Origin of the sequence: Nocardioides palaemonis (genome assembly GCF_018275325.1) — a bacterium.
Classification (GTDB): Bacteria; Actinomycetota; Actinomycetes; order Propionibacteriales; family Nocardioidaceae; genus Nocardioides; species Nocardioides palaemonis.
This window is the reverse complement of record NZ_JAGVQR010000003.1, coordinates 260,929-277,658: the sequence shown is the minus strand read 5'-3', so window position 1 is coordinate 277,658 and position 16,730 is coordinate 260,929. Positions and strand designations below refer to the sequence as shown.

Here is a 16,730-nt window from a genome sequence, read left to right as displayed (position 1 = left end):
GACGGGATGAGCACCCTCACCCGGATCGCCCGCTCCCGCACCCTGGCGGCGCTCACGTCCCCGCACGGGGTCGACCACTACCTCTCCCGCGTCAACCCGATGTGGGCCGCGCGCGAGGTGCGCGCCCGCGTCGTCGACGTACGTCGCGAGTCCGACACCCCCGGCGCGCCGGTCGCCACACTCACGCTGCAGCCGACCGCCACCTGGCGGGGCCACCGCGCCGGCCAGCACGTCCAGGTCGGCCTCGACCTGCCCGGCTCCGCGCGCCGCACCACCCGCTGCTTCACCATCTCCTCGGCGGCCTCCGGGCCGGGCGAGCCGATCACCCTCACGGTCCGGGCGCACGCCGACGGCCAGGTCAGCAGGCACCTCGTCGCTGCGCAACCCGGCCTGGTGCTCCACCTCTCGCAGGCGCAGGGCGACTTCACGCTTCCCGTCAGCCCGGCCACCCCCGGCATCGACCCGCTGCTGTTCGTCACCGGCGGCTCGGGCATCACCCCGGCGATGTCGATGCTCCGGACCCTCCTGCGCGACGGGTACGACGGCCGCGCCGGGCGTCCGGTGACGTTCCTGCACTACTCGCGCTCCGCCGAGGACCAGGTCTTCGCCGACGAGCTCGCCGCCATCGACGCAGCCGACAACGACGTCACCGTCCACCTGCGCCACGGCACCCGCGTGAGCGAGCTCGAGCTGCGGCGGTTCGCGCCGCGCTTCCGCGACACCGACACCTGGCTCTGCGGTCCGGCCGCGATGATGGACGTCGTCCGCGAGGCGTACGGCGAGAGTCCTCGTCTGCGGACCGAGCGGTTCAAGGCCCCCACCGCGCCGAGCGGCACGGCCGAGGGCGCGCTCACCTTCGCCGCCACCGACCGTTCCGTGCCCAACGACGGCACGTCCGTCCTCGAGCAGGCCGAGCGCGCCGGGCTGAGGCCCGAGTTCGGCTGCCGGATGGGCATCTGCTTCACCTGCACCGCCCGCAAGACCGAGGGCACCGTGCGCAACGTGCTCTCCGGCGCGGAGTCCTCGCTCCCCGACGAGGACATCCAGATCTGCGTCTCCGCCCCCGTCGGCGACTGCGTCGTCGACCTCTGACCCCGTCGAGGTCTCGAGGCTCGCTCCGCTCGCACCTCAACCACCGATCAGATTGGACCACCCATGAAGCCCCACCTGACCCCCGAGCAGCTCGAGGCCTTCGGCGAGGAGATGGACGCCCTGCGGCGCCGCGTCCTGGCCGACCTCGGCGAGGACGACGCGGCCTACATCCGGGGCGTCGTGAAGCGCCAGCAGCAGATGGAGGTGCTCGGCCGCGCGCTGTTCTACCTCCCGCCCGCCTGGCCGCTCGCGGTCGTCGCCCTCTCGGTCTCGAAGATCCTGGAGAACATGGAGATCGGCCACAACGTGATGCACGGGCAGTACGACTGGATGGGCGACCCCCACCTGAGCTCACGCGTCTACGAGTGGGACAACGTGTGTCCCAGCGAGCAGTGGAAGTACTCCCACAACTACGTCCACCACACCTTCACCAACATCCTCGGCAAGGACCGTGACATCGGCTACGGCATCCTCCGCATGGACGATGACCAGCCGTGGCACCCCTACTACCTCGGCAACCCGGTCTACGCCTTCTTGCTGATGGTCTTCTTCGAGTGGGGCGTGGCGATGCACGACCTCGAGGTCGAGAACATCGTCAACGGCACCCGCCGCCTCGAGGAGAACCGGGCTCTCCACGCCGGCATCATGCGCAAGGTGCGCCGCCAGGCGCTCAAGGACTACGTCCTGTTCCCCGCGCTCACCGGGCCGCTGTTCCCGCTGACGTTCCTCGGCAACGCCACCGCCAACCTGGTGCGCAACGTGTGGGCGTTCAACATCATCTTCTGCGGCCACTTCCCGGCCGGCGCCGAGACCTTCACCCAGGAGGAGTGCGAGGACGAGACCCGCGGCCACTGGTACTACCGGCAGGTCCTCGGCTCGGCCAACATCTCCGGCGGCCCGCTCTTCCACGTCATGTCGGGCAACCTGAGCCACCAGGTCGAGCACCATCTGTTCCCGGACCTGCCGGCCCGGCGGTACCCGATGATCGCGGGCGAGGTGCGCGAGATCTGCGAGCGCTACGGCCTCGACTACACGACCGGACCGCTGCGCCGTCAGCTGGCGAGCGTGGCGCGCAAGATCTGCCGCCTCGCCCTGCCAGGACGGCGTGCGCCGCAGCCGGCCGAGCCCGCGGCCGACCACCCCCTGGCGGCCTGAGGGAACGACGGAGGGGCGGACCCCACGGTCCGCCCCTCCGTCGTGCTGTGCTCAGTCCTCCGGGTCGTCGAGCCGCGCCAGCCACGTGGCCAGCCGCTCGACGGCCGTCTCGAACTCGGGGTGCGTGTCGACGAACGCCTGCATCTGGTCGGCCAGCCACGCCAAGGTGACCTCCTCGTCACCCCGGCGCTTCTCCAGCTCCTCGAGCCCGCGATCGGTGAAGTACACCCCGGGTCCTCAGTAGTCGTGACCGGCGGTGCGCGGCTCCGCGAACGCCGTGTCGAGGAGGGTCTTCTGCTCCTCGGTGTGGCGCTTGACGGTGCCGACCGACGGCGAGGCCGACGCGGGTCGGGTGACCGGCTCGACGACCAGGTCGAGCTCGGGCCACACGTTGAGCTGGTAGTGCGGCCACGGGCCCATGTTGCGGGGCTCGTCCTGCACCCAGCGGACCGCCTTGAGGTTGGGGTACTTCGCGACCTCGGCCTTGATCTCCTCGACCGGGTTCGGGTAGAGCCGCTCGACGCGCCCGATGGCGAACTTCTCGCCGTTGTCGCGCTTGCCGCGCTCGACCATCAGGTCCCACGTCACCCGGCCCGAGCACATGATCAGCGTCTCGACCTTCGCGGGGTCCGCGGCGTCGTCGCCGATGAACGCCCGGAAGGTGGTGTCGCCGACGAAGTCCTCGGGCCTGGAGGCAGCCTCCTTGCGCTTGAGCATCGACTTCGGGGTGAAGACGATCAGCGGGCGGTGCTCCTCGCCGAGCGAGTGCCGGCGCAGCAGGTGGAAGTACGACGCGGGCGTCGACGGCTGCGCCACGACCATCGCGTCCTCGGCCGACATGGTCAGGAAGCGCTCGATGCGCGCCGACGAGTGGTCGGGGCCCTGGCCCTCGTAGCCGTGGGGCAGGAGCAGGACGACGCCGGACTGCTGGCGCCACTTGGTCTGGCCGGCGGAGATGAACTCGTCGATCACCGTCTGCGCGCCGTTGACGAAGTCGCCGAACTGCGCCTCCCAGAGCACGAGCGCCTCGGGACGGGCCACGGAGTAGCCGTACTCGAAGCCGAGCGCGGCGTACTCGGAGAGCAGCGAGTCGTAGACGTGGAACTTCGCCTGGTCCTCGGTGAGGTTGGTCAGCGGGGTCCACTCGTCGGCGTTGGTCCGGTCGATGATCGTCGCGAAGCGCTGCACGAAGGTGCCGCGACGCGAGTCCTGGCCGGCCAGGCGCACCGGACGCCCGTCCATCAGCAGCGAGCCGAAGGCGAGGATCTCGCCGGTGCCCCAGTCGATCGGGCCCTCGGTGATCGCCGCCGAGCGGCGCTGCAGCTGCGGCATCACCTTCGGGTGGACGGTGAAGCCCTCCGGCGGCGTGACGTAGCTGTCGGCGATCCGCTTGAGCACCTCGGGGGAGACCGCGGTGGCGAACTCGCCGGCGGGCTTGTCCGGGTAGTCCGGGACGGTCGTCCACTCGGTCGGCGCCTCGGAGCTGGCCTCGCGGACCTCGGTGAAGACCCGCTCGAGCTGCTGCTGGTAGTCCCTGAGGACCTGCTCGGCCTCCTCGATCGTGATGTCGCCACGACCGATGAGGGACTCGGTGTAGAGCTTGCGCACCGAGCGCTTCTGCTCGATCAGGTCGTACATCAGCGGCTGGGTGTACGACGGGTCGTCGCCCTCGTTGTGGCCGCGACGGCGGTAGCACACGAGGTCGATGACGACGTCCTTGTTGAACGCCTGGCGGTAGTCGAAGGCGAGCCGGGCCACGCGGATGCAGGCCTCGGGGTCGTCGCCGTTGACGTGGAAGATCGGCGCCTGCACCATCCGCGCCACGTCCGTGGCGTAGAGCGAGGAGCGCGACGAGCCGGGTGCGGTGGTGAACCCGACCTGGTTGTTGATGACCACGTGCACGGTGCCGCCGGTGCGGTAGCCGCGCAGCTGGGAGAGGTTGAGCGTCTCGGCCACCACGCCCTGGCCGGCGAAGGCCGCGTCGCCGTGCACCAGCAGCGGCAGGACCGGGAAGTCCTCGCCCTGGTCGAGGATGTCCTGCTTGGCGCGGGCGATGCCCTCGAGCACCGGGTTGACCGCCTCGAGGTGCGAGGGGTTCGCCGCGACCGACACCTTGATCTTGTCGCCGGATCCGGCGACGAACTCGCCCTCGGCGCCGAGGTGGTACTTCACGTCGCCGGAGCCCTGCACCGTGCGCGGGTCGATGTTGCCCTCGAACTCACGGAAGATCTGGCTGTACTTCTTGCCGACGATGTTGGCGAGCATGTTGAGCCGGCCGCGGTGGGCCATGCCGATCGTCACCTCGTCGAGGCCGGCCTCGGCGGCGGCCTCGCAGATCTCGTCGACGAGCGGGATCGTGGTCTCGCCGCCCTCGAGGCTGAAGCGCTTCTGGCCGACGAACTTGGTCTGCAGGAACGTCTCGAACGCCTCGGCCTGGTTGAGCTTGAGCAGGATCCGCAGCTGCTCCTCGCGGGGCGGCTTCACGTGCGGCTGCTCGACGCGCTCCTGGATCCACTTGCGCTGCTCGGGGTCCATGATGTGCATGTACTCGATGCCGGTGGTGCGGCAGTAGGAGTCGCGCAGGATCCCGAGGATGTTGCGCAGCTTCATGAACCGACGGCCCTCGCCGCCGAACGAGCCGGTGGCGAACTCGCGGTCGAGGTCCCACAGGGTCAGCCCGTGCGACTCCACCTCGAGGTCGGGGTGGCTGCGCTGGCGGTACTCCAGCGGGTCGGTGTCGGCCATCAGGTGGCCGCGGACCCGGTAGGCGTGGATCAGCTCGAGGATCCGCGCCTGCTTGACGATGTCGTCGTCGTGGCTGGCGACGATGTCGCGGGCCCAGCGGATCGGCTCGTAGGGGATGCGCAGCGAGCGGAAGATGTCGTCGAAGAAGTCGTTCTCGCCGAGCAGCAGGCCGTGCACGCGCTTGAGGAACTCACCCGACTGCGCGCCCTGGATGACGCGGTGGTCGTAGGTCGAGGTCAGCGTCATCGCCTTGCTGATGGCGTTGCGGTTGATCGCGTCGTCGGAGGCGCCCTGCCACTCCGGCGGGTACTCCATCGCGCCGACGCCGATGATCGCGCCCTGGCCGGCCATCAGGCGCGGCACCGAGTGGACGGTGCCGATGCCGCCGGGGTTGGTCAGGGACATCGTGGTGCCCTGGAAGTCGGCGACGGTCAGCTTGTTGTCGCGCGCCTTGCGGACCATCTCCTCGTAGGCGGTCCAGAACGCGGCGAAGTCCATCGCCTCGGCGCCCTTGATGTTGGGCACGAGCAGCTGGCGGGTGCCGTCGGGCTTCTGCATGTCGATCGCCAGGCCGAGGTTGATGTGGGCCGGGGTGATCAGGTTGGGCTTGCCGTCGACGACCTCGTAGCCGACGTTCATCTCCGGCATCGACTTCAGTGCCTTCACCAGCGCGTAGCCGATGATGTGGGTGAACGACACCTTGCCGCCGCGGGCGCGGGCGAGGTGGTTGTTGATGACCGTGCGGTTGTCCCACAGCAGCTTGACCGGGACCGAGCGCACCGAGGTGGCGGTCGGCACGGACAGCGAGGCGTCCATGTTGGCGGCCGTGCGGGCGGGGGCGCCGCGCAGGACGGTGTAGGTCGGCTCGTCGCTCGCCTGGCTCGGGGCGGCGGGCTTCGGGTCCTTGGCCAACGGCGTGCTGGTGCCCTTGGCCGGCTCGTCGGCCTGCGCCGCCGGGCGCGGGGTCGACTTCGGGGCGGAGGACTGCGCGGGCTTGGCGGGCGCAGCCGGGGCGGCCGGCTTCGCGGGTGCGGCCGGCTTCGCGGGTGCGGCCGGCTTCGCCGCCGCCGGGGCGGCCTGCTTCGCGGGGGCCGGTGCGGCCTGCTTCGCGGGGGCCGGTGCGGCCTGCTTCGCGGGGGCGGACGACCCGTTGCCGAAGTAGCTCGCCCACTCGGGCGCCACGCTGGCCGGGTCCTTGTCGTACTGCTCCTTCATCTCCTCCACGAGCCACTCGTTGGCTCCCAGGTCGGATGATGGAGCAACCGAGGTGTGGTTGCTGGACTGCCCGTTCGGGGACTGCGCCACGCTTGTTTCGCCTCTTCCAGATCTCTTCGCGCGAGGGTTGGACCAAAGTCGTCGTCAAGGCTAGTCCCACACGCACGCAAATGCAGGGGCGGGGAGGCCCTTTGAGGCATGGTGTCGCCCACACGGGTCGCTACCGATCGGTATCCCCTCCCGCCCCTGCCTCGCACCGCCTGTCACCACCGCTGGAGTCGTCATGCCACGACCGTGGATCCACCGCCTCGCCGCCGTCGCCTCCGTGGCGCTCCTCGCCGCCTCGGTCGCCGGCTGCCAGTCGTCCGTCGACCCGACCGCGTCACCCGAGCGGCTGTCCCGAGGTGACGCGGGCGTCGAGCTGGCCTCGCACGGCGTCGAGACGAAGACCCGGATCCACCGGGTGTTCGGACGCCTGCCGGACCGCCGGCGCAAGGCCGTACGGTCCGAGGTCGGTGCGGTCGTGGACGGCTGGTGGGAGGCGGCCTACCTCGGTGGCACCTACCCGCGCAGCAGCTTTCCGGCGGCGTTCCCCGGGTTCACCCGCGGGGCCGAGGCACGGGCCCGCGCGGACAAGGCCCTGCTCACCAACGAGACCCAGGGCCCGTCGATCGACTCGGTGACCGCGAAGCACCGCTCGGTCGTCGTCGACGTGCTCGCCACCGGCGGTCAGGCGCGCTCGGTCACGGCCCACGTCGTGCTGCGCTTCGAGACCACGGGGGACAAGGCCGGCACCACGACGGTGCGCGGCCGCCTCTTCCTCACCCGCCGGTCGGGGGAGTGGAAGGTGTTCGGCTACGACGTCTCGAAGGGGGCGAAGCGATGAGGTTCGCGAAGCTCGTGCGGTCGGCGGCGCTCGCCGCCGTGCTCGGGGTGACCGCGCTCGTGGTGCCGCAGTCCGCGGTGCAGTCGACCGAGGTGTCGCTGACCCGGGTCCGGCACGCACAGGGCGTCGCGGTCGGCGGACCGGACGTCGTCTGGATCCTCGCGGTCGGCTCGGACGCCCGGCCCGGTGAGGACATGACCCGCTCGCGCGGCGACGCGCTGCAGCTGGTCGGGATCAACACCCGCACCGGCGCGGCCACCGCCATCGGCGTGCCGCGCGACTCGTGGGTCGCCATCCCCGGCCACGGCCGGGAGAAGATCAACGCCGCGCTCTACTTCGCCGGCCCCCGGGGCATGGCGGGCGCGATGCGCAACCTGGTCGGCATCGAGCCCGACTACGTCATGGTCACCCGTTTCCCGTTCTTCGAGGACATGGTCGACGACATCGGCGGCATCACCGTCACCAACCCGCGCCGCTTCTCCGACCCCTACCTCAAGAAGGAGGGCTTCGCGCGCGGGCGGATCCACCTCAACGGCTACAACGCGATGGCGTTCTCGCGCATCCGCAAGGGCCTCGCCGGTGGCGACTTCGACCGCTCGGCCAACCAGCAGCGCACGCTGCGCGGCATCCACGCGCGGATCCGGTCCCAGGCCGACCGGCCCGGCTTCATCGAGCGGGGCGTGATGACGGTGATGGCCCACATGGACACCGACGCCTCCCCGCAGGAGCTCTACGAGCTGGCCCAGGCCGTCGCGCAGGTGGACCCGCGCAGGATCACGACCTGCGTGGTGCAGGGCCGGGTCGGCTACGTCGGTGCGGCCAGCGTGGTGTTCCCTGACGTGGCGCAGGCCCGTCGCCTGGGCCGTGAGGCCCGCGCGGACGCGACGCTGCGGCACTGCTGAGCGGACGCGGCGTCGGGTCGAACCCCATGGCCGGCCCGACGCCGCTGCTGCGAAGCGTACCCACTCAGCGCGGGTAGATCCGGCCCGCCGTGCGGGCCAGGTCGATGACCACGGCCTCGGAGAACAACGTGATCCGCAGGCCGATCACCTGAGACCCGCGGTAGCCGTTGTCGACCAGCTGGCGCTGGATCACGCCCGCCCCGTTCGGCAGCTCGACGACCCCGCCCGGCGGGGGCACCTCGACGGCCTGCCCGGCGATCGTGATCGAGCCGACGGCGGTGCGCACCTTCGACGCCACCCGCTTGCCGGCCTTCTGCCGCATCGCCGCCCGCGACGACACGTCGCCGATGACGAGCTGGGCCGAGGGGATCGAGACCGTGCCGATCGAGGTCCGGGACCATCCCTTGGCGACCTGCTTCCTCCGGTCCTGGTCGCCCTTGACCTGGTAGACCACGTCGTCGAGCAGGATCGGCACGGGCAGCAGCTGGCTGGCGTGGGGGACCGTGAAGGTCTGGGTCCGGCCGCGCGAGCCCTGGCACGCCAGGGCCTTGTGCTCGACGTTGCCGAAGCTGAGCGCGCCGTCGAGGACCTGGTAGTCCATCGCGGTGCCACCGGACCGGAACACGCCGACCGGGGCCGGGCCGCCCATCCGCACCCGGGCCGTCCCGAGCTCGACGAGCTGGCGGCGCTCGCCCGCGGTGACCTCGATGCGCAGCGCGGAGGCCTGCGACTGAGCGGCGTGGGCGGTGGCGCGCCCGTTCTCGTAGCCGAGGGAGATGCTGCCGAGACCGGGGATCTCGATCGGCCCGGTGACGTCGCTCAGCACCTCGAAGACCTGCTGGGCGGCCTGCTGGGTGCCGGTGAAGACGGTGCCGGAGACCTGGTCCAGGGGCTCGAGCAGCTCCTGGAGCTCGGGCGGCAGGGTGCCCACCACGGTCTCCGGGAGCAGCTCGAGGGTGATGCTGGCGAAGGTGAACCCCTCGGCGTGCCCGTAGCCCTGCGGCGTGTTGAAGGCGTCGGCCGTGGTCTGGAGCCCCTTGATCACCAGCTTCGGCGTGGTGAGCGGGCCGACGGTCCCACCGACGGTGACGTCGCCGATGGTGTTGGTGCCGCGGACGCCGTGGGTGCTGCCCTCCGCGTAGGTCTCGGTGCGGCTGGTGCTCGCCGAGACGTGGATCAGCGGGTTGTCGGGCACCGAGACCGCGGACTGCTTCTCGACGGTCTGCCCGACCGCGCGGGTGCAGAGCTGCTGGGCGTGCGCGTCCTTGAGGTCGAGCGCCTCCACGCTGTCGGTCACCAGCTTCACGCCGTAGACGTCGCCGCGGTAGCCGAAGTCGGTCAGGCGCTTCGCGCCGTCGTCGGCCCGTGTCGGGGCCACCGGTCCGGCGGCGAGGACGAGGCCGGCGGCGAGGCCGGCGCTGACGGTGGCCGCGAGGCGGCGGCGGGTGTGGTCGCGCATGACCCGTCAACGACGGACGCCCTGCGGGGTCACGCCCGGACGTCAGGGCGAAATGCCGGACGGCGGCACCCGCCTGGGTGCCGCCGTCGAGAGCGCCTCCGGCAGGATTCGAACCTGCGGCACCTGGTACCGGAAACCAGTGCTCTATCCCCTGAGCTACGGAGGCCAGCACCGGCCGGGCCGGTGCGCGCCGAACACTACCCGTCCCCCGACGACGTCGTGAAACCGCCTCGGCAGATCGGCCCGGCAGGTCAGCGCAGCGCGAGCGAGCCGGAGGTGTCGGCGGGGAAGGGGAGCGCGGCGTGCTCGGCGATGCGGGCGTCCATCTTCGCCGCGATGTCGGCCGGCCACGGGGCGGTGCGGCGCGTCGACAGGTCGATGTGCAGGAAGACCTCCTCGACGACGCACGCCACCTGCTGGTGGGTCTCGCTGAGCAGGTAGACCAGCACGTGCGCGGCCCGCTCCGAGCGCCCGAGGAGCCGCACGCGGGCCGACATCGCGTCGCCGGTGCGCAGCTCGTTGAGGTAGGTGACGTGGTGCTCGGCGGTGAAGCAGGCCTGCCCGTCGGTCAGCGGCCACATCGTCGGGATGCCGACCTCGACCAGCGACTCGTCGAGGCCCTCGCTGGCGATGCCGATGTAGTGGCGGACGTTGAGGTGGCCGTTGATGTCCTCGAAGGGCATCGGCACGGGCTGCTCGACGTAGGCCGGCAGGTCGATGAGCTGGTCGTAGGTGGGGTGCGTCGTCACAGGCCGAACCCTAGGTGAAACCGGTTCGGTCCGCCGGTCCGGCCGCCGATAGGCTTGGCGGGTGAACCCCGATCAGCTCTCCGAGACCATCGTCGACGTCCTGACGGCCCTCGTGGCCGACGGTGCGGTCACGCTGCCCGACGGCGTGCCCTCCCAGGTCACGGTGGAGCGACCCCGGCAGAAGGGGCACGGCGACTACGCCACCAACGTGGCCCTCCAGCTCGCCAAGAAGGCTGGGACCAACCCCCGCGCCTTCGCCGACCTGGTGGCCGAGCGGCTGCGCGCCTCCGACGGCGTCGCCGAGGTCGAGGTCGCGGGTCCGGGCTTCCTCAACGTGACGGTCGAGGCGGGCGCCCAGGGCCAGGTCGCGACCGACGTGGTGGCGGCGGGCGAGGCGTACGGCTCCTCGGACGCGTTCGCCGGCGAGAAGATCAACCTCGAGTTCGTCTCGGCCAACCCCACGGGTCCGCTGCACCTCGGCGGCGTGCGCTGGGCCGCGGTCGGCGACGCGCTGGGCCGGATCTTCACCAAGACCGGCGCGGAGGTCACCCGCGAGTACTACTTCAACGACCACGGCGCCCAGATCGACCGGTTCAGCTCCTCGCTGCTCGCCAGCGCGAAGGGCGAGCCCGCGCCTGAGGACGGCTACGGCGGTCAGTACATCCACGACATCGCCGCGGCGGTGATCGAGAAGCGCCCGGACGTCAAGGACCTCGACGACGCGGCTGCGCAGGAGGTCTTCCGCGAGGTCGGCGTCGACATGATGTTCGACGAGATCAAGAAGTCGCTGCACGACTTCGGGGTCGACTTCGACGTCTACTTCCACGAGAAGTCGCTGCACGACAGCGGCGCCGTCGAGCGCGCCATCGCGCGGCTCACCGAGATGGGCAACACCTACGAGGCCGACGGCGCGCTGTGGCTGCGCACCGAGAAGTACGGCGACGACAAGGACCGGGTGATCATCCGGTCCAACGGCACCCCGGCCTACATCTCCGGCGACCTCGGCTACTACCTCGACAAGCGCGAGCGCGGCTTCGACCGCTGCTTCATCATGCTCGGCGCCGACCACCACGGCTACGTCGGCCGGATGAACGCGATGTGCAGCGCCTTCGGCGACGAGCCGGGCAAGAACCTCGAGATCCTCATCGGGCAGATGGTCAACCTGCTCCGCGACGGCGAGCCGATGCGGATGTCGAAGCGCAACGGCACGATCGTCAGCATCGACGACCTCGTCGACGCGATCGGCGTCGACGCCGCCCGCTACGCGCTGGCCCGCTACCACAGCGACAGCCCGATCGACATCGACCTCGACCTGTGGTCGCGGGCGACCAACGACAACCCGGTCTTCACCGTGCAGTACGCCCACGCGCGGGTGTCGAGCCTGATGCGCAACGCCGCCGACCTCGGCGTCGAGGCGCAGTCGCACCCCGAGCTGCTCAGCCACGAGAAGGAGGGCGAGCTGCTGCGCGCCCTCGCCGAGTTCCCGCGGGTGATCAAGGCGGCGGCGGAGCTGCGCGAGCCGCACCGGGTCGCGCGCTACCTCGAGGAGCTGGCCGGGACCTACCACCGCTTCTACGACAGCTGCCGGGTGCTGCCGCGCGGCGACGAGGAGACCTCGGACCTCCACCGGGCGCGCCTCGTCCTGGTCGACGCGACCCGCGTGGTGCTCGCCAACGGGCTGTCCCTCCTCGGCGTCTCGGCGCCCGAGAGGATGTGAGGGGCTCGTGCCGACCGCCCACCCCTCCGGCTGGGCGCACGCCGACGGCGCGCTGCGCGGCCCGCACTGGCTGCGCGAGCCCGACGACCCCAACGCCCTCGTGCCGCACCTGTGGTCGCGCACGGCCACCAAGACCGACGGCGTGCTGGCCGTCGGCGGCGTGGCGCTGCCCGACCTGGTCCGCGAGCACGGCTCCCCGGCGTACGTCCTCGACGAGGCCGACTTCCGCGCCCGGGCGACGGCGTTCCGTGACGCCTTCGACGGCTACGACGTGTTCTACGCCGGCAAGGCCTTCCTCTGCACCACGGTGGCGCGCTGGCTCGCCGAGGACGGCCTGAGCCTCGACGTGTGCTCCGGCGGCGAGCTCACCGTCGCCGAGCGGGCCGGCTTCCCGATGGACCGGGTCGGCTTCCACGGCAACAACAAGACGCTGGGCGAGCTCGAGCGGGCCGTCGAGCTCGGCGTCGGGCGGGTGATCGTCGACTCGTTCGACGAGGTGGACCGGCTCGCCGAGGTGGTCTCGAGGCTCGCTGGCGCTCGCACCTCGACCACCGAGGGCATCGGCGTCATGGTGCGCGTCACCGCCGGCGTCGAGGCGCACACCCACGAGTACATCGCCACCGCCCACGAGGACCAGAAGTTCGGGTTCTCCATCGCCAGCGGCGACGCGCTCGAGGCCGTGCGCCGGGTCCACGCCGCCCCCGGGCTGCGGCTGCTCGGCCTGCACTCCCACATCGGCAGCCAGATCTTCGACACCTCCGGCTTCGAGGTCGCCGCCCGCCGGGTGCTGGCGCTGCACGCGGAGGTGGGCCGCGAGCTCGGCGTCGAGATGCCGGAGATGGACCTCGGCGGCGGGTTCGGCATCGCCTACACCACCCAGGACGACCCGTCGTCGCCCGACGCGCTGGCGGCCGGCATGACCGCGATCGTCGAGCACGAGTGCCGCGCGCTGGGCATCGCGGTGCCGCGGCTGTCCATCGAGCCCGGCCGCGCGATCGTCGGGCCCTCGATGTGCACCGTCTACGAGGTCGGCACCGTCAAGGAGGTCGCCCTCGACGGCGGAGCCCGGCGCTCCTACGTCTCGGTCGACGGCGGGATGAGCGACAACATCCGCACCGCGCTCTACGACGCCGACTACTCCGCGACCCTGGCCTCGCGCGGGTCGGAGGCCGGGGCGACGCTGGCCCGCGTGGTCGGCAAGCACTGCGAGGCCGGGGACATCGTCGTCAAGGACGAGTTCCTGCCCGGCGACGTGCGCCCCGGCGACCTGGTCGCGGTGCCCGGCACGGGGGCCTACTGCAGATCCATGGCGTCCAACTACAACCACGCCCTGCGTCCTCCGGTGATCGGAGTTCGGGACGGGAAGACTTTCACCGTCCTGCGACGAGAGACTGAGGCCGACCTGTTGGCGACCGATGTGGGTGTTCTCTGATGACTGAGGGTGACGAGCGGCTGCGCGTGGCCGTGCTGGGCTGCGGTGCGGTCGGCTCCCAGGTGGTGCGGCTGCTCGCCGAGCAGCACGACGACCTCGCCGCGCGCGTCGGTGCGCCGGTCGAGCTGGTGGGCGTCGCGGTCCGACGCCTCGACGCCCCTCGCGAGGTCGAGGTCCCCGAGGGCCTGCTGACGACCGACGCCGCCGGGCTGGTCGCCCGCGACGACGTCGACCTCGTCGTCGAGGTGATCGGCGGCATCGAGCCTGCGCGCGGGCTGATCCTCTCGGCGCTGGAGAACGGCGCGAGCGTCGTCACCGCCAACAAGGCGCTGCTCGCCGAGGACGGTCCGACGCTCTTCGAGGCCGCCGCGAAGGCGGGACGCGACCTCTACTACGAGGCCGCGGTCGCCGGCGCGATCCCGATCCTGCGCCCGCTGCGCGAGTCGCTGGCCGGCGACAAGGTGACGCGGGTGCTGGGCATCGTCAACGGCACCACGAACTTCATCCTCGACAAGATGGACACCTCGGGCGCCGGGTTCTCGGAGGCCCTGCAGGAGGCCCAGGACCTCGGCTACGCCGAGGCCGACCCGACCGCCGACGTGGAAGGCTTCGACGCCGCGGCCAAGGCCGCGATCCTCGCCAGCCTGGCGTTCCACTCCCGCGTCACCGCCTCCGACGTGCACCGCGAGGGCATCTCCGAGGTCACCGCCGCCGACGTGGCGAGCGCCCGCGACATGGGCTCGGTCGTCAAGCTGCTCGCCATCTGCGAGCTGCGCGGCGACCAGGTCGCCGCCCGCGTGCACCCGGCGATGATCCCGCGCTCGCACCCGCTCGCCAGCGTCCGCGAGGCCTACAACGCCGTCTTCGTCGAGTCCGAGGCCGCGGGCCAGCTGATGTTCTACGGCCCCGGCGCCGGCGGCGCCCCCACCGCCAGCGCGGTGCTGGGCGACCTGGTGACGGTCGCCCGCAACCGCCTCGCCGGCACCCGCGGTGCGGGCGAGTCGGCCTACGCCGACCGGGCGGTGCAGCCGATGGGGGAGACCCGCACCCGCTACCACGTCGCGATCGACGTCGACGACCGCGCGGGCGTCCTGGCCGCGGTCGCCAACGCGTTCGCCGACCACGATGTGTCGATCCAGACCGTCCGGCAGGAGGGTCGCGGCGCCGACGCCCAGCTCGTCGTCGTCTCCCACGCCGCCCCCGACGCTGCCCTCGCCGCGACGGTCCAGCAGCTGCGCGAGATGGACATCGTCCGCGAGGTCACGTCCGTCATGCGCGTGGAGGGTGGGGACGAATGACCCACCAGTGGCGGGGCCTGATCGAGGAGTACCGCGACCTCATCGACCTGCTCCCCGAGGGGCTGGAGGCGGTGACGCTCCGCGAGGGCGGGACGCCGCTGGTCCACTCCGGCTGGCTGTCCTCGCTCACCGGCGGCGAGGTCTGGCTCAAGGTCGAGGGCGACAACCCGACGGGGTCCTTCAAGGACCGCGGGATGACCACCGCGATCTCGGTCGCGAAGCACGAGGGCGCGCAGGCCGTCGTGTGCGCCTCCACCGGCAACACCTCGGCGTCGATGGCGGCCTACGCCGCGAAGGCCGGGCTCAAGCCGCTCGTGCTGGTGCCGGAGGGCAAGATCGCCGCCGGCAAGATGGCGCAGGCGGTCGTGCACGGGGCCCAGATCATCATGGTCCGCGGCAACTTCGACCACTGCCTCCAGATGGCCAAGGGGCTGGCCTGGAGCTATCCGGTCGCGCTGGTCAACTCGGTCAACCCGGTGCGCCTCCAGGGCCAGAAGACCGCCGCCTTCGAGATCTGCGACTTCCTCGGCGACGCACCGGACTACCACCTGCTCCCCGTCGGCAACGCCGGCAACATCTCGGCGTACTGGATGGGCTACGAGCAGTACGCCGACCTCGGCCGGACCAGCAGGCGCCCGGTGATGCGTGGCTTCCAGGCCGAGGGCGCCTCGCCCCTGGTCACCGGTGAGCCGTTCCCGGACCCCGAGACGAAGGCCACGGCCATCCGCATCGGCAACCCCGCGTCCTGGAAGCTCGCCGAGGCCGCCGCGCAGGAGTCCGGCGGCCGGTTCGCGGCCGTGAGCGACGCCCAGATCCTCGCCGCGCAGGTCGAGCTGGCCCGCCACGACGGGGTGTTCGTCGAGCCCGCCTCTGCGGCGGGCATCGCCGGACTGCTCGCCGAGCTCGCGGCGGGGGAGAGCTACGCCGGGGCGACCGTGGCCATCACCGTGACCGGCCACGGCCTCAAGGACACCGCCACGGCGCTCGAGTCGTTCGGTGACGTCGTCGACACGGTCGTCGACGCCGACGTCGAGGCGGCGGCCGCCGCGGTCGGGCTCGCCTGAGGATGGCCACCTTCGTCGACGGTCCGGTGCGGGTCACCGTGCCGGCCACCTCGGCCAACCTCGGGCCGGGGTTCGACTCCCTCGGCCTGGCGCTGTCGCTGCGCGACGAGCTCGAGGCGGAGGTGCTGCCCGAGGGCCTCGTCGTCGAGGTCGAGGGGAGCGGCGCCGAGGGGGTGCCGCGCGACGAGTCCCACCTGGTGGTGCGCTCGATGCGGGCCGCCTTCGCGCTGATGGGGGAGCAGCCTCCCGGCCTGCGGCTGTCGTGCCGCAACCGGATCCCGCACGCCCGCGGGCTCGGGTCTTCCTCGGCGGCCATCGTGGCCGGCGTGGTCCTGGCCCGTGCGCTGGTCGCCGGCGGCCAGCTGCTCGCCTCCGACGACACGCTGTTCGAGCTCGCCGCCGACCTCGAGGGGCACCCCGACAACGTCGCCCCCGCCTTCTACGGCGGCTTCGTGATCTCCGGTCGCGAGGACGAGCGCTGGTACGCCGTGCGCGCCGGCGTCGACCCCCGCATCGCGGCGGTCGTCTTCGTCCCGCCGACCGGGGTGGAGACCACCGTGGCGCGGGGGCTGCTGCCGGACGTGGTGCCGCACGCCGACGCCGCGGCCAACGCGGGCCGGGCCGCGCTGCTGGTCGCGGCGCTCACCGGCCAGCCCGAGCACCTCTACGCCGCCACCCGCGACTGGCTCCACCAGGACCAGCGCGAGCCGGCCATGCCGGACAGCCTGGCCCTGGTGCGCGCGCTGCGCGCCGACCGGGTGCCGGCGATCGTGTCGGGGGCGGGGCCGACGGTCCTCGCGTTCGGCACCACCGACTCGGCCGCGCTGGCCGGGCGGTGTCCGGAGGGCTGGTCGTGCCACGTGCTGGGTGTCGACCCCGAAGGCGCCCTGCTCGCCTGAGCCGCCTGCTAACCTGACGGCGCGCCGTTCGGCGCACCTGCCCGTCCCGGTCCGTGACCGCGTGGACGGGCGCCCACCACCCGCCCCGCGGACCGCTCGTCGGTGACCCGCAGGCGA

At 71.9% G+C, this 16,730-nt stretch carries 13 protein-coding genes and 1 tRNA gene; 9 read left to right on the top strand and 5 right to left on the bottom strand.

The window, feature by feature from the left end:
• Nucleotides 1-6: 6 nt before the first annotated feature.
• Together KDN32_RS13640 and KDN32_RS13635 are read left to right on the top strand one after the other, a co-directional pair.
• Complete coding sequence (locus KDN32_RS13640; RefSeq protein WP_211732796.1) at nt 7-1,092, top strand: flavin reductase family protein; 1,086 nt, start codon at nt 7-9, stop codon at nt 1,090-1,092.
• A 63-nt stretch (nt 1,093-1,155) separates the two neighbouring features.
• A complete protein-coding gene (locus KDN32_RS13635) occupies nt 1,156-2,247 on the top strand; it encodes a fatty acid desaturase family protein (RefSeq protein WP_211732795.1) in 1,092 nt (363 codons plus the stop codon).
• Between the two features lie 51 nt (nt 2,248-2,298).
• Here KDN32_RS13635 and KDN32_RS13630 read toward each other — a convergent pair whose 3' ends face one another.
• Both KDN32_RS13630 and KDN32_RS13625 read right to left on the bottom strand, forming a co-directional pair.
• Nucleotides 2,299-2,475 (bottom strand): DUF6104 family protein, encoded by a 177-nt coding sequence (locus KDN32_RS13630; protein WP_183079702.1) that lies wholly within the window; start codon nt 2,473-2,475, stop codon nt 2,299-2,301.
• Nucleotides 2,476-2,484: 9 nt separating this feature from the next.
• Nucleotides 2,485-6,297 carry a multifunctional oxoglutarate decarboxylase/oxoglutarate dehydrogenase thiamine pyrophosphate-binding subunit/dihydrolipoyllysine-residue succinyltransferase subunit gene (locus tag KDN32_RS13625; protein WP_211732794.1) on the bottom strand — a complete coding sequence of 1,271 codons (3,813 nt, stop codon included), beginning with the start codon at nt 6,295-6,297 and terminating at the stop codon, nt 2,485-2,487.
• 193 nt (nt 6,298-6,490) lie between these two features.
• On the opposite strand from KDN32_RS13625, the gene KDN32_RS13620 reads away from it, so the two are divergent.
• Both KDN32_RS13620 and KDN32_RS13615 read left to right on the top strand, forming a co-directional pair.
• Entirely contained in the window at nt 6,491-7,093 is a 603-nt protein-coding gene (locus KDN32_RS13620) for a hypothetical protein (protein WP_211732793.1), read from the top strand.
• Nucleotides 7,090-7,995, top strand: a complete 906-nt coding sequence (locus KDN32_RS13615) for an LCP family protein (RefSeq protein ID WP_211732792.1) — start codon at nt 7,090-7,092, stop codon at nt 7,993-7,995. The genes KDN32_RS13620 and KDN32_RS13615 overlap by 4 nt, the downstream gene beginning before the upstream one ends.
• Nucleotides 7,996-8,059: 64 nt before the next feature.
• Here KDN32_RS13615 and KDN32_RS13610 read toward each other — a convergent pair whose 3' ends face one another.
• The 3 genes from KDN32_RS13610 to KDN32_RS13600 all read right to left on the bottom strand — a co-directional run bounded on the left by KDN32_RS13610 (nt 8,060) and on the right by KDN32_RS13600 (nt 10,203).
• Nucleotides 8,060-9,454, bottom strand: a complete 1,395-nt coding sequence (locus KDN32_RS13610) for a choice-of-anchor P family protein (protein WP_211732791.1) — start codon at nt 9,452-9,454, stop codon at nt 8,060-8,062.
• Nucleotides 9,455-9,547: 93 nt separating this feature from the next.
• A tRNA-Arg gene (locus tag KDN32_RS13605) sits at nt 9,548-9,620 on the bottom strand.
• 85 nt (nt 9,621-9,705) lie between these two features.
• A complete protein-coding gene (locus KDN32_RS13600) occupies nt 9,706-10,203 on the bottom strand; it encodes a thioesterase family protein (RefSeq protein WP_211732790.1) in 498 nt (165 codons plus the stop codon).
• 61 nt (nt 10,204-10,264) lie between these two features.
• Here KDN32_RS13600 and argS point away from each other — a divergent pair, with 61 nt between their 5' ends.
• From argS to thrB, 5 genes are read left to right on the top strand one after another with little or no spacing between them, the layout of a single operon-like run.
• Nucleotides 10,265-11,920, top strand: a complete 1,656-nt coding sequence (gene argS / locus KDN32_RS13595; protein ID WP_211732789.1) for an arginine--tRNA ligase — start codon at nt 10,265-10,267, stop codon at nt 11,918-11,920.
• Between the two features lie 7 nt (nt 11,921-11,927).
• A complete protein-coding gene (gene lysA, locus KDN32_RS13590; RefSeq protein WP_211732788.1) occupies nt 11,928-13,352 on the top strand; it encodes a diaminopimelate decarboxylase in 1,425 nt (474 codons plus the stop codon).
• Nucleotides 13,352-14,650, top strand: a complete 1,299-nt coding sequence (locus KDN32_RS13585) for a homoserine dehydrogenase (RefSeq protein ID WP_211732787.1) — start codon at nt 13,352-13,354, stop codon at nt 14,648-14,650. The genes lysA and KDN32_RS13585 overlap by 1 nt, the downstream gene beginning before the upstream one ends.
• Nucleotides 14,647-15,714, top strand: a complete 1,068-nt coding sequence (gene thrC, locus KDN32_RS13580) for a threonine synthase (protein ID WP_211732786.1) — start codon at nt 14,647-14,649, stop codon at nt 15,712-15,714. The genes KDN32_RS13585 and thrC overlap by 4 nt, the downstream gene beginning before the upstream one ends.
• 2 nt (nt 15,715-15,716) lie before the next feature.
• Complete coding sequence (gene thrB / locus KDN32_RS13575) at nt 15,717-16,613, top strand: homoserine kinase (RefSeq protein ID WP_211732785.1); 897 nt, start codon at nt 15,717-15,719, stop codon at nt 16,611-16,613.
• The last annotated feature ends 117 nt before the right edge of the window (nt 16,614-16,730 follow it).